Origin of the sequence: Salipiger sp. PrR002, assembly GCF_010500775.1 — a bacterium.
In the GTDB taxonomy this organism is placed as follows: domain Bacteria; phylum Pseudomonadota; class Alphaproteobacteria; order Rhodobacterales; family Rhodobacteraceae; genus Salipiger.
Genome location: NZ_JAAGOU010000009.1, coordinates 72493 through 86053, shown reverse-complemented (window position 1 = coordinate 86053; position 13561 = coordinate 72493). Strand labels below are relative to the sequence as shown.

Annotated in this window: 10 protein-coding genes and 1 riboswitch; of the genes, 7 read left to right on the top strand and 3 right to left on the bottom strand. The window is 65.0% G+C overall.

Annotation, left to right across the window (positions count from 1 at the left end):
- The first annotated feature begins 3 nt into the window (after positions 1-3).
- A complete protein-coding gene (locus G0A00_RS11560; RefSeq protein ID WP_164180430.1) occupies positions 4-771 on the top strand; it encodes a FadR/GntR family transcriptional regulator in 768 nt (255 codons plus the stop codon).
- A 159-nt stretch (positions 772-930) separates the two neighbouring features.
- Here the strand turns inward: G0A00_RS11560 and katG are convergent, their stop codons facing one another.
- The 3 genes from katG to G0A00_RS11545 all read right to left on the bottom strand — a co-directional run bounded on the left by katG (position 931) and on the right by G0A00_RS11545 (position 5880).
- A complete protein-coding gene (gene katG, locus G0A00_RS11555; RefSeq protein WP_164180432.1) occupies positions 931-3105 on the bottom strand; it encodes a catalase/peroxidase HPI in 2175 nt (724 codons plus the stop codon).
- Between the two features lie 279 nt (positions 3106-3384).
- The gene (locus G0A00_RS11550) at positions 3385-4794 is read right to left on the bottom strand and encodes an alkaline phosphatase D family protein (protein ID WP_164180434.1); all 1410 of its coding nucleotides are present in this window, start codon (positions 4792-4794) and stop codon (positions 3385-3387) included.
- A gap of 93 nt (positions 4795-4887) precedes the next feature.
- On the bottom strand, positions 4888-5880 hold the full coding sequence (locus tag G0A00_RS11545) for an asparaginase (protein WP_164180436.1): 993 nt from the start codon (positions 5878-5880) through the stop codon (positions 4888-4890).
- Between the two features lie 609 nt (positions 5881-6489).
- Positions 6490-6691, top strand: a riboswitch (cobalamin riboswitch).
- A gap of 96 nt (positions 6692-6787) precedes the next feature.
- Between G0A00_RS11545 and nrdH the strand changes: the two genes are divergently transcribed.
- From nrdH to G0A00_RS11515, 6 genes are all read left to right on the top strand, one after another.
- Positions 6788-7009, top strand: coding sequence for a glutaredoxin-like protein NrdH (gene nrdH, locus G0A00_RS11540; RefSeq protein ID WP_066110033.1), 222 nt, complete (start codon positions 6788-6790; stop codon positions 7007-7009).
- A 19-nt stretch (positions 7010-7028) separates the two neighbouring features.
- Complete coding sequence (gene nrdI / locus G0A00_RS11535) at positions 7029-7442, top strand: class Ib ribonucleoside-diphosphate reductase assembly flavoprotein NrdI (protein WP_066110035.1); 414 nt, start codon at positions 7029-7031, stop codon at positions 7440-7442.
- The gene (gene nrdE, locus G0A00_RS11530) at positions 7427-9550 is read left to right on the top strand and encodes a class 1b ribonucleoside-diphosphate reductase subunit alpha (protein WP_164180438.1); all 2124 of its coding nucleotides are present in this window, start codon (positions 7427-7429) and stop codon (positions 9548-9550) included. The genes nrdI and nrdE overlap by 16 nt, the downstream gene beginning before the upstream one ends.
- 112 nt (positions 9551-9662) lie before the next feature.
- Entirely contained in the window at positions 9663-10637 is a 975-nt protein-coding gene (nrdF, locus tag G0A00_RS11525) for a class 1b ribonucleoside-diphosphate reductase subunit beta (protein WP_066110483.1), read from the top strand.
- A gap of 450 nt (positions 10638-11087) precedes the next feature.
- On the top strand, positions 11088-11789 hold the full coding sequence (locus G0A00_RS11520; protein ID WP_164180440.1) for a gluconate 2-dehydrogenase subunit 3 family protein: 702 nt from the start codon (positions 11088-11090) through the stop codon (positions 11787-11789).
- Positions 11790-11791: 2 nt separating this feature from the next.
- Positions 11792-13561 carry a GMC family oxidoreductase gene (locus tag G0A00_RS11515; protein ID WP_164180442.1) on the top strand — a complete coding sequence of 590 codons (1770 nt, stop codon included), beginning with the start codon at positions 11792-11794 and terminating at the stop codon, positions 13559-13561.

Here is a 13561-nt window from a genome sequence, read left to right as displayed (position 1 = left end):
GCGATGCTGACCCCGATTGTCCAGACCCCGCGATACCGGCTGGTGGCCGAGGAGATCGCCGCGCGCATCCGCGCCGGTGACTTCGCGCCCGGCACCAAGATGCCTGCCGACAAGGATCTGGTCGCAAAGCTCGGGGTCAGCCGCACCACCGTGCGCGAGGCGATGATCGCGCTGGAGCTTATGGGCTATGTGGTCACCCGCTACGGCGCCGGGGCCTTCGTCGCCGACACGCTGCCCGCCGCTCCGCCTGAGGTGAAGGGCGAACCCAGCGGCCTGCCGGGCTTTTTCGAACTGGTCGAGGCGCGCGCCGTCTTCGAGCCCGAGATTGCCGCCATCGCCGCCGGGGCGATCTCGCCCGAAGAGATCGCGGCCCTCAACGCCTGCATCGAGGGCATGTGCGACACCGCCCTGCCCTTCGACCGGATCGAGGCGCATGACCGCGAGTTCCATCTGATCGTCGCGCGCTCCACCGGCAATTCGGTCTTCGTCTCGGTGGTCGAGGAATTCTGGCGCGTGCGTCAGCGCTATCCGGAATGGACCCGCCTCAACAACCGCCAGAGCGCCGAGGACATTGCGCGGTTCTCACGCGACGAGCATGTGGCCATCGTCGACGCTCTCGCCGCGCGCGACGCCGGTGGCGCGCGTGCCGCCATGGCGCACCATTGCCGCAACTCGGGCCAGCCGCTGCTGGAGCGCTGGCAGCTTTTCGAAGGTGACGGCGGCGGCGAGGAAGTGCTGCACCGGCTGAAGGCGCGGGCAGGTCAGAGCTGAATGACGAAGGGCGGAGGGGGCGCTGCCCCCGTCGCGCGATGCGCGACTCCCCCGGCGTATTTTTAAAGAGAAGAAGCCCGGGGAGTGGTTTGGTTGCGCGCAGAAGAAAAGGCCCGCGCGCCATAGGGCTGCGGGCCTTTACTCAACTTATGCGAGAGTTCACTTCAGATCGAAGCGGTCGGCGTTCATCACCTGGGTCCAGGCGGCGGCGAAATCCTCGACGAATTTCCCGGCGTTGTCGTCTTGCGCGTAGACCTCGGCATAGGCGCGCAAGATCGAGTTGGAGCCGAAGATCAGGTCCATGCGGGTGGCGGTCCATTTGACCGCGCCGCTCTGGCGGTCGCGGAACTCATAGAGCCCCTCTCCCACCGGCACCCAGCTGTTGGCCATGTCCACGAGGTTGACCAACACGTCATTGCTGAGCGCGCCGGGGCGGTCGGTGAAGACCCCATGCGCGGTGCCGCCGTGGTTGGTGCCCATGGCGCGCATGCCGCCGAAGAGCGCCACCATCTGCGGCGCGGTCAGCCCCATCAGCTGCGCACGGTCGAGCATCAGTTCCTCGGCGGAAACGGCGTAGTCCTGCTTGAGCCAGTTCCGGAAGCCGTCGGCCAGCGGCTCGAGCGGATCGAAGCTTTCGGCGTCGGTCATCTCATCGGTGGCGTCGCCGCGGCCCGGCGCGAAGGGCAGATCAAGATCGACGCCCGCGGCCTTGGCCGCCTGCTCGACCCCGAGATTGCCCGCCAGCACGATCACATCGGCAATGGAGGCACCGCTTTCGGCGGCGATGGGCTCCAGCACCGAAAGCACTTTGGCAAGACGCTCGGGCTCGTTGCCCGCCCAGTCCTTCTGCGGCGCCAGCCGGATGCGCGCGCCATTGGCGCCGCCGCGCATGTCGGAGCCGCGGTAGGTGCGGGCGCTGTCCCAGGCCGTGGCGATCATGTCGGCAGGGCTGAGGCCGGATGCAGCGATCTTCGCCTTCACCGCCGCGACGTCGAAATCGGGTGTCCCCGCGGGGACAGGGTCCTGCCAGATCAGATCCTCGGCGGGAACGTCCGGGCCGAAGTAGCGCGATTTGGGGCCCATGTCGCGATGCGTCAGCTTGAACCACGCGCGGGCGAAAGTGTCGGCGAAATAGGCGGGGTCGGCCATGAACTTCTGGCAGATCGCGTTGTAGGCCGGGTCCACCTTCATCGCCATATCGGCGTCGGTCATGATCGGCATGGTCTTCATCGACGGGTCTTCCACGTCGGCGGGCATGTCCTCTTCCTTGATGTCCACCGGCATCCACTGCCATGCACCGGCGGGGGATTTCTTCAGCTCCCACTCGTAGCCGAAGAGCATGTCGAACCAGCCCATGTCCCATTGCGTGGGGTTGGAGGTCCATGCGCCCTCGATGCCCGAGACCACCTGATCGCGGCCAATGCTGCGGCCCTTGGTGTTCATCCAGCCGATGCCCTGATACTCGGGCTCGGCGGCTTCGGGATCGGCGCTGAGGTTCTCGGCGCGCCCATTGCCGTGGCATTTGCCGATGGTGTGCCCGCCTGCGGTGAGCGCGGCGGTTTCCTCGTCATCCATCGCCATGCGCTTGAAGGTCTCGCGGACCTGCTCGGCGGTCTTCTGCGGATCGGGCTGGCCGTTCACCCCCTCGGGGTTCACGTAGATCAGGCCCATCTGCACGGCCGCCAGCGGGTTCTCCATGGTCGCGGGGTTCGACACGTCGTCATAGCGGTTGTCGGAGGCGGCGAGCCATTCCTTCTCGGCGCCCCAGTAGACGTCTTTCTCGGGGTGCCAGATGTCCTCGCGGCCGAAGGCGAAGCCAAAGGTTTTCAGCCCCGCGACCTCATAGGCGATGGTGCCCGAGAGGATCATCAGGTCAGCCCAGCTGACCTTGTTTCCGTATTTCTTCTTGATCGGCCAGAGCAGGCGGCGGCCCTTGTCGGTGTTGACGTTGTCCGGCCAAGAGTTCAGCGGTGCAAAGCGCTGGTTGCCGGTGCCACCGCCGCCGCGGCCATCGGCGAGACGGTAAGAGCCTGCCGCGTGCCACGCGACGCGGGCGAACATGCCGACGTAGGACCCCCAGTCGGCGGGCCACCACGCTTGGCTGTCCTTCATCAGCTGACGGAGGTCATCCTTCAGCGCCTCGACGTCGAGCGATTTCAGCTCTTCTTGATAGTCGAAGTCCGGCCCCATCGGGTTGGTCTTCAGGTCGTGCTGGCTGAGGATGTCGAGGTTGAGGCTCTTGGGCCACCAGCTGGTGACCGACTGGCCCCGCTCGGTCAGGCCGCCATGCATCACCGGGCATTTGCCTGCGGTGCTGATGTCGTTTCCGTCCATGTCAATTCTCCCATAGGATGGTCATCCTTGCGCGGGACGAAGGCAGGGCGCGGGGCGCTGGCGCGGGTCTTTGGCGGACCCTGCCCGGCTCGACGCCGTCTTCCCTCCTGCACGGGCAGTCTAACCAGACGGGCCGGACGGGTCAGGTGATTCGTACCACCTGACGTTGCGCCTGCGTCATTCCGCCCCGGAAGAAATTATGAGTTTCACATGCTGCATTTATGTCACGTGCCGGTTACATGGCGGCGTCATAGCACCAGGCGAGCCGTCACAGTGCAATCACAGTGCCATGGCCGGGGTCGGGCCGCTGCCTTCTAACTCCCAGATCGCGCGCCACTGCCCGCTGCGGCGCTCCAGCCGCAGGTAGTTGCGCTCTGCCGCGTAGCGCGTGCTTTGGCCGGGCAACGGGCGGATGCGGATCGGATGCTCGGGCAGCGGTGCCTCGCCCAGTCCTGCCAGCGTGCCCAGCCCCAGCGCATAGGCGCGCGGCGGCGCGCGGTGCGAAATGCCAGAGGCGACCAACTGGTGGATGAGATGCGCGCCCGCCCCCATCTCGGCGCGAGTGGCGAGGTGGATCTCGCCCGACAGCACGGTGACCGGCCCGGCGCGGCGCATTCGCAGCACTTCGCTCAGCATCCGCCGCCATTCGTCGCGATGCGCGCGGCTCTGCCATTGGTCGCGCAGATCGTCCTCGTATTTCTGCATCTTCGGGATCGCCATCATCAGCCCCTCGATCAGCGACAGGCGCGGGCCGAGCAGCGGCACAGAGGAGACGAGGAACGTATGCGGGCCGCCTTCGGTTTCGGTGACGCCCTGCCAGCCCGGCGCGCCCATGACTTGCCGGCGCCCCCGCTCGGATCGCAGGTCGGGGCCAAAGAGCGTCAGACCGGGCAGCTCGTGGCGCCATGACAGGCTGCGCCCCTCGGGGTCGAGGAAAAGCTGCGGCACATCCTCTTCGCGCGCCGCATGTTGGAACAGAAGATAGGTCTCGCGCGCGACGCGAAACAGCAGCTGCCCCACCGCCGAGCGGGTGGCGTCGCGGTGCAGCGAGCCCCAGCCGTCGCAGATGTCGTGATCGTCCCAGACGCAAAGCGCGGGCACTTCGGCGGAGACCTCGGAAAATCCGGGGGCCGAGAAGGTGCTGAGGTAGCGCTCGTAGAAGCGGGCGCGCAGGTGGCGTTCGAGATCGGCAAGCTGCGCGGGCGTGGGGGTTTCGGGAATATCGTCCGGCCACTCGTCGCTGAGCGGATGGCCGTCGGTCGCTTCGTCGGCATAGATCTGGTCGCCGCCCATGAGCATGAGGCCAAAGGCGCTGTCCCGGTGCTGGCCAAGCAGGCGCTGCCACATGGCGTTGCGCTCTTCGGCGTCGCGGCCAAGGTCGCCATGCTCTTCGCCGTTGCAGGAGACGAAGGCGATGCGCAGGTCGCCGGAGAGATCGGCCTGCACCCGGCGCTCGGTGCCCTCAAAGCTGTAGTGCGGCGCGTCCTGCGGCAGCGTCAGATCATAGCGCCAAAGCTGGCGGCCCTCGCAGGCGGCCAGAGGCAGCGGGGCGACACTTATGCCGCCCGCCAGCATCTCGCCGGGCGGCTCGCCCTCGGGGCGCACCACAAGCGCGGCGACGCGCAGCGCATCTGCCTCTGCGGCACGAAAATAGAGGATCGGGCCGATCCGATCGGGGAAACTGCTCATCTGCGGGGTCCTGCTGTCTCTTGCCTTCGCTAGAGATAGGCATCCGCCGCGGAAATGCCCGTGCCCGCGCGGAAAATCGCGCGAGAGGGTCTGTCAGACCTTGGCGATGGCCTCGGCAATCGCCGCCATACGCCCGGCACCTGTGGGCAGGGTTGGCAGCAGCGCAGCCAGCAGCAGCCGGGCCTTGGCGGCGCTGAGGTCCCCGGCGAGCAGTGCGCCCGCCTCCACCATGGTGACGCCGCCGCTGTCGGAGCCATAGATGGCGCGGGTGCGCCCCTCGGGGCAGCGCGTGGCGAGGATCACCGGGATGCCCGCCGCCACCAGATCGCGCGTGGCATCCGCAAAGCCCTTGGGCGCATTGCCACGGCCAAAGGCCTCGATCACCGCGCCGCTGGCGCCATTGGCCCCGGCCCATTGCAGATAGCGCGGCGTGCTGCCGAGCCCCAGCGCCACCAGTTCGACATCGGGATCGAGCGCGGGCGTGTCGATGACAAACCGCGGGCGTGCCGGGCGGGAGTAGAGATGCACCTCGCCCTCGTCGATCTCGCCAAGTTTGCCGTGGCCGTTCGAGCGGAAGGTGTCGACGCGCGAGCTGTGCACCTTGCTGACGTAGCGCGCGCCGTGGATGTCGCCCTCGAAGACGATCACCGCGCCGACGCCGGTCAGGTCGGGCGTGGCGGCGGTGAGCAGCGCGTCGCGCATGTTGCGCGGCCCGTCGGTGTCGGGCTGGCCCGCGTGGCGCTGCGCCCCGGTAAAGACCACGGGCTTGTCGGATTTGACCAGCAGGCGGGCGAGGAAGGCGCTTTCCTCCATCGTGTCGGTGCCATGGGTGACGACCACCCCATCGACGCCCGGCTCGGCAAGGCGCGCGTCGATATGGCGGCAGAAGCTATGGACCGTCTCGAGTGTCAGCGCGTTGCTGCCCGCCGCAGGAAGGTTGTCGACGGTGACTTCGATGCCGGGCAAAGGGGCGTGCAGGTTTTTCAGCAGCGCGTCGCCGGTGAGCCCGGCGGTTACGGGGCCCCCTTCGGTCTGGGCAAAAGAGGCGATGGTGCCTCCGGTCGCGACGAGAACGATATGGGGCATGCGAAACTCCTATGGCACGGGATGCGCGGACCATGAGGCCCGACGGCGTCTGCGCGAAAGGATCAGTACAGCGCCACCCACGCGGGGTCAGCCACAAAGGGATGCTGTCGATATGGGGAGGATCGCGTTTGGGGAAGATACGGGAGGAAGGCGGCGACCCAAGGGAGGAGGAGAAGGGTCGCCGCCGATTTCCGGGGCTTGAGGGAGGAGGAGTAAACCCCGGGAAATCCCGTAACGCGTTTCAGCGTTGTGAGCAGAAGATAGTAAGCCTGACTTTTGCTCGCAATGGCAAAGGCTGCATTTCTGCTTTGCCCTCCGTGCATGGCGGCCTCAAAGTCTGACTGGGGCGTCGGGACATCGGCGATTTTGCCGCGAATTCCGCACCATATTCGACCGCACACGGCGGGCCCAACCGTCCACCCCTCAATGATGCAAGGGCGGGCTCGGATCGCGGCGTCTGGCGCTGCGGTGGCGGATGTGGTCTCTGGACCGCAGGCTTTCCGTAGCGCCACCTGCGCCGCGTGTCTCATCTGCCTCATTCCACATCATCTTGCGTTTTCCGATCCGCCCACCGCTAACTGTATGTTGACGGCCTATTGGTGAACTGATCTACATGTAGTTGCTTTCGGTTCATCGAGTCGGGTGACGGCCCGGCGCGGCGCTAAGAGGGAAACCGGTCTGATTCCGGTGCTGCCCCCGCAACTGTAAGCGGCGAGTGAAGGCCCTGAGAGCCACTGGGATATCCCGGGAAGGCGCGGCCGGAACCACGACCCGCAAAGCCAGGAGACCTGCCGGAAGCCGGATAGAATTTACCACGAACGGAGGGTTCGGGGCGTGATCAGACGGCGGCAGGCAAAAGGCCTGTCCGGCGGCGCGCCCTCCCCTTCACAGCTGAGGACGCAAGAGCATGATCACCGTCTACTCGAAACCGGCCTGCGTGCAGTGCACCGCAACCACCCGCGCGCTCGACGCCAAGGGCATCGATTACAACGTGATCGACCTGACCGAGGACGCCGACGCCATGGCTCGCGTCACCGAGATGGGCTACCGCCAGGCGCCCGTGGTCACCTCGGGCGAGGACCACTGGTCGGGCTTCCGCCCCGACCTGATCGCACGCATCGCCTCCTGATCATTCGAGGGGATCGGCCATGTCCGGGCTCGTCTATTTTTCTTCTGCCAGCGGCAACACCGCGCGCTTCATCTCTGGCCTTGGCCGGGCGGCGCTGCGCATCCCGGTGTCGCCGAAAGAGATGACGCCCGAGACCGCCGACCCCTTCGTGCTGATCTGCCCGACCTACGCCGATGGCGAGGGCCGGGGCGCGGTGCCGAAACAGGTGATCCGCTTTCTCAATGACCCGTCCCGCCGCGCGCTGCTGCGCGGCGTGATCGCTGGCGGCAACCGCAACTTCGGCGAGACCTTCGCCCTTGCGGGCCGCGTCATCGCGCAAAAATGCAATGTCCCCCTGCTCTATTCCTTCGAGCTGGCGGGAACGACCAAGGATTTCGCCCGCGTCAACGACGGGCTCGACGCTTTCTGGGGGACCCCATGCTTGACCGCCTGAACGAGACGCTGGATTACCACGCGCTCAACGCGATGCTGAACCTCTATGACGAGGCCGGCAACATCCGCTTTGAGGCGGACCGCATGGCCGCGCGGCAGTATTTCCTGCAGCACGTGAACCAGAACACGGTGTTCTTTCACTCGCTGACCGAGAAACTGGGCTATCTCGTCGACGAGGGCTATTACGAGGCCGAGGTTCTCGCGCAGTATGAGCAGAGCTTCCTGCAGAAGATCTGGGACGCGGCCTTTGCCAAGAAGTTCCGCTTCCCGACCTTCCTCGGCGCGTTCAAATACTACACCTCCTACACGCTGAAGACCCGCGACGGGAAACGCTTCCTCGAACGCTACGAGGACCGTGTGGTGATGGTGGCGCTGGCGCTGGCGCGCGGCGACGAAGGGCTGGCGATGTCCTTCATGGAAGAGATCCTGTCGGGCCGCTTCCAGCCCGCCACGCCGACCTTCCTCAACGCGGGCAAGAAGAGCCGGGGTGAGCTGATCTCGTGCTTCCTGCTGCGCATCGAAGACAACATGGAAAGCATCGGCCGCGCGATCAACTCGTCGCTGCAGCTGTCGAAGCGTGGCGGCGGCGTCGCCCTGATGCTGACCAACATCCGTGAGGCCGGTGCGCCGATCAAAGGCATCGAGAACCAGTCCTCGGGCGTCATCCCGGTGATGAAGCTGCTCGAAGACAGCTTCTCCTACGCCAACCAGCTTGGGGCCCGTCAGGGCGCGGGCGCGGTCTATCTGAACGCGCACCACCCCGATATCCTGAAGTTCCTCGACACCAAGCGCGAGAACGCCGACGAGAAGATCCGCATCAAGACCCTCAGCCTTGGCGTGGTGATCCCCGACGTGACCTTCGAACTCGCCAAACGCAACGAGCCAATGTATCTCTTCTCGCCGCATGACGTGCAGAAGGTCTATGGCGTGCCCTTCTCGGAAATCTCGGTCACCGAGAAATACGAGGAGATGGTCGAGGACAAGCGCATCCGCAAGACCAAGATCAACGCCCGCGCCTTCTTCCAGACGCTGGCCGAGATCCAGTTCGAGAGCGGCTATCCCTACATCATGTTCGAGGACACGGTGAACGAGATGAACCCGGTGGACGGGCGCATCACCATGTCGAACCTCTGCTCGGAGATCCTGCAGGTGGCCGAGGCGTCGGAGTTCAACGACGACCTGAGCTACTCGAAGCTGGGCACCGACATCTCGTGCAACCTCGGCTCGATGAACATCGCCAAGACCATGGACGGCCCCAACTTCGGCACGTCGATCGAGACCGCGATCCGCGCGCTGACCGCCGTGTCGGAAATGTCGGCGATCGACAGCGTGCCCTCGATCCGCCGCGGCAACGACGAGAGCCGCGCGATTGGCCTTGGTCAGATGAACCTGCATGGCTATCTCGCGCGCGAGCATGTGCACTACGGCTCGGACGAGGGTGTCGAGTTCACCTCGGTCTATTTCGCCGCCGTGGCCTATCACGCGCTGCGCGCCTCCTGCGCCATGGCGCGGGAAAAAGGCATGACCTTCAAAGGCTTCGAGAAGTCGAAATACGCCGAAGGCAGCTTCTTCGAGAAATATGTCACCCGCGACTGGCTGCCGCAGAGCGACACCGTCAGCAAGCTGTTCGACGGCATCACCCTGCCGACGCGCGCTGACTGGGAGCAGCTGAAGGCCGACGTGATGGAGCACGGGCTTTACAACCGCAACCTGCAGGCGGTGCCGCCCACCGGCTCGATCAGCTACATCAACAACTCGACCTCCTCGATCCACCCGATCGTGTCGAAGATCGAGATCCGCAAGGAAGGCAAGATCGGCCGCGTCTACTACCCGGCCGCCTTCATGAACAACGAGAACCTCGAGTATTACCGCGACGCTTATGAGATCGGTCCGGAGAAGCTCATCGACACCTATGCCGCCGCCACCGAACACGTGGATCAGGGCCTGTCGCTGACGCTTTTCTTCCCCGCCGAGGCGACCACGCGGGACATCAACCGCGCGCAGATCTACGCGTGGAAGAAGGGGATCAAGACGATCTACTACGTGCGCCTGCGCCAGACCGCGCTGGAGGGCACCGAGGTGCAGGGCTGCGTGTCCTGCACGCTCTGAGGCGGCCGCGGGGGCTCTGCCCCCGCACCCCCGGAGTATTTTTGGAAAGATGAAAGGGGCGCGGGGCGCTCTGGATGATAGAGGGCCGATGGCCCGCGAATGGGATGATCCGATGAAGGACAGTGTCACCTCCCCCGCCGTGCCGCGGGCGATCAACTGGAACCGGCTGCAGGACGAGAAGGACCTCGAGGTCTGGAACCGTCTGACCGTCAACTTCTGGCTGCCCGAGAAGGTGCCGCTGTCGAACGACGTGCAGAGCTGGGCGACGCTGACCGAGGCCGAGCAGCGGCTGACCATCCGGGTGTTCACCGGGCTCACGCTGCTGGACACCATCCAGAACAGCGTCGGCGCGCCGGCGATGATGCCCGATGCGCAGACCCCGCACGAAGAGTCGGTGCTGACCAATATCGCCTTCATGGAAGCGGTGCACGCGCGCAGCTACAGTTCGATCTTCTCGACGCTCTGCTCGACCCGCGAGGTCGATGAGGCCTTCCGTTGGTCGGAAGAGAACCCGCATCTGCAGGCCAAGGCGCGCGCGGTGCTCGAGACCTATGCCGCGGGCAGCGATCCGCTGAAGCGCAAGGTCGCCTCGGTGTTCCTTGAGAGCTTCATGTTCTACTCGGGCTTCTACCTGCCGATGTATTGGTCCAGCCGTGCCAAGCTGACCAACACCGCCGACCTCATCCGCCTGATCATCCGCGACGAGGCGGTGCATGGCTATTACATCGGCTATAAATTCCAGCGCGCGCTGGAGCGCGAGAGCGAGGAGCGCAAGGCCGAGCTGAAGGAATACGCCTTCTCGCTGCTGTTCGAGCTTTACGACATCGAGGCGCGCTATACCGAAGAGCTGTATGACGGCATCGGGCTGACGGAAGAGGTCAAGGCCTTCCTCCACTATAACGCGAACAAGGCGCTGCAGAACCTTGGTTTCGAAGCGCTTTTCCCGCCTGAAGCTGCCGAGGTGAACCCCGCTATTCTGGCCGCGCTGAGCCCGGACAGCGAGAACCACGACTTCTTCTCGGGCTCGGGCTCGAGCTATGTGATCGGCAAGGCCGTGGCCACCGAGGACGAAGACTGGGACTTCTGACGCCAGCCTTCATTGTGAGAGATTTCCGCGCCGCGGTCAGCCCTGCTGACCGCGGCGTCTGCTTTTCCGAGCCAATATGCCGCAGTGATGCGCTGCCGCAGGGGGACGCTGCGTGCCGGATCGGTGAACGCGGCGGTCACGCCAAGGAAACGCGACCTCTGCATTTCCGCACACCGAGTGTGCGCGGGAATCCTACCAGAGTGGTTTAGCGCTAAACAATTGTGTCATGCTGCCCGGTGCAGAGGCCCTCATTTTGAAGGATTATCCCCTCGCGCCGCGCTATGTCACGTTTTCGTGGCGTATGTTCAGCACCTTATGACCTGACAGCATAGCGGCTTTGCGCGGGGTGCGGTCGTCTTGAAAGTCAAAGTGACGCGGCGTAGGGCGGCAAAGTGTCGCTCCGCGCGAGCGCACATTTGTTCCACCTAATCCCGGCAGGACACCCCCAAAATGACCGATCTACCCGGATACCCGAGCCGCCGGGGCTTTCTCAAAGCCTCCGCCGCCGGTGTCGCCCTTTCGGGTCTCGCCGCCTCTGCCTCTGCGCAAGAAGCCCCGGCGCCCGTCTCCCTCGACCAATACGAACGCGAATATCTCAGCGCCGATGAATGGGCCTTTGTGATGGCTGCGACCGCGCGGCTCATCCCCTCCGAAGGCGATGGCCCCGGCGCCATCGAAGCGCGTGTGCCGGTGTTTATCGACCGCCAGCTTGCCGGTGATTATGGCACCGCCGACGATTGGTACATGGAAGGCCCGCATGACGCCGCCGCCGAGCCCGCGCGTGGCTGGCAGACGCCGCTGAACCCCGCCGAGGTTTATCGTCAGGCGATCCCCGCGTTCAACGCGTGGTGTGAAGAGACCCATGGCGCGGCCTTTGCCGATCTTTCGCCCGAGCAGCAGGACGCCTCGCTCACCTCGCTGCAGAACGGCGACGTCGCGCTGGCCAACGAGCTGCGCGAGTTTTGGGGTCTGCTGCTGAGCAACACCAAGGAAGGCTATTTTGCCGACCCGCAATACGGCGGCAACGCAGGCATGCAGTCGTGGGTCTACATCGGCTTCCCCGGCGCCCGCGCGGCCTATCGGGAATGGCCCGAGCGCCACAACGTGAAATACCCGCTTGGTCCGGTCTCGATCAGCGGCGAAAGGGCATAAGAATGGCACGTCAGGAAAAAAAGAAGGACGTGGTCATTGTCGGCCTCGGCTGGACCGGTTCGATCGCAGGCATCGAGCTGGCGCAGGAAGGCCTCGACATCGTCGCGCTGGAGCGCGGCCATGACCAGAGCACCGTCCCCAACTTCGAATACCCGCAGCAGATCGACGAACTGAAATACGGCGTGCGTCTGAAGATGATGCAAAAGCCGAGCCAGCAGACCGTCACCGTGCGCCGCGACGGCGGCGAACGCGCGCTGCCCTACCGCTCGCTTGGATCCTTCCTGCCCGGCAATGGCGTTGGCGGTGCTGGCACGCACTGGAACGGCCTCAACTGGCGTCCGCAAGAGGTTGAGCTGAAACTGCGCAGCCACGTGCGCGACAACTGGGGCGAGCAGATCATTCCCGAGGGCATGAACCTGCGCGACTACCCGGTAAGCTACGACGAGCTCGAGCCGTTCTTCACCCAGTTCGAGAAGGTCGCGGGCATCTCCGGCTACGCGGGCAACCTCAACGGCGAGATCCGCGAAGGCGGCAACCCGTTCGAAGGCTGGCGCTCGGAAGACTTCCCGATGCCGCCGCTGCCGACCACCTACGACTCGGCAAAGTTCCAAGAAGCCGCAAAGGCAATGGGCTACCACCCGTTCCCGGCCTCGGCAGGCATCGCGTCCGCGTCCTATGTGAACCCCTATGGGATGCAGATGGGGCCGTGTAACTTCTGCGGCTTCTGCGAGCGCTACGGCTGCTACCAATACTCCAAGTCCTCGCCGCAGACGGCGATCCTCGGCGCGCTGAAGCGCATGCCGAACTTCGAGTATCGCACCAATTCCGAGGTGCTGCGCGTGGAACTGGCCGAGGACGGCAAGACCGCGACCGGCGTGACCTACTGGGACGAAGCGGCGCAGGAAGAAGTGTTCCAGCCCGCCGATATCGTCATCCTGTCGAGCTACCAGCTCAACAACGTGCACCTGATGCTGCTGTCGGGTCTCGGCGAGGCCTACAACCCGCTGACTGGCACCGGCACGCTGGGCAAGAACTACGCCTACCAGATGAACGGTGGCGTCTCGATGTTCTTCAAGGACGCCGAGTTCAACCCGTTCGTCGGCCATGGCGCCAACGGTATGGTCATCGATGACTTCTCGATCAGCCAGAACGATTTTGGCGCCGAAGGCTTCATCGGCGGCTCTTACTGGCGCGCGGGCACGTTCAACGGTCAGCCGATCCGCAACATGCCGCTGCCCAAGGGCACGCCGAGCTGGGGCGCGGGCTGGAAGGAAGGCATCGGCGAGTGGTACGGCCACGCGATGTCGATCGGCTCGCACGGCTCGCATATGTCCTATGCGAACAACCACCTCGACCTCGACCCGACCTACACCGACCGCCACGGCCGTCCGCTGATGCGCATGACGTTCAACTGGCAGGACAACGACCTGAAGATGAACCAGTTCATGAAGTCGAAGATGGAGCCGCTGGCTGCTTCGATGAACCCCGACATCATGCAGGCGGGCTTCAAGGACATCGGTGCGCAATACGACGTGCGTCCCTATCAGACGACGCACAACACCGGTGGTCACATCATGGCCGAGAACGCGCAGGAAGGCGCGGTCAACCGCTACTCCCAGACCTTCAAGGCGCACAACGTGTTCGCCATGGGCGCGGGCAACTTCGTGCAGAACACCCAGTACAACCCGACCGGGCTTGTGGGCGGTCTGGCCTATCACACGGTGCACGCGATCCGCACGCAGTACCTCTCGAACCCCCGTCCGCTGGTCTGA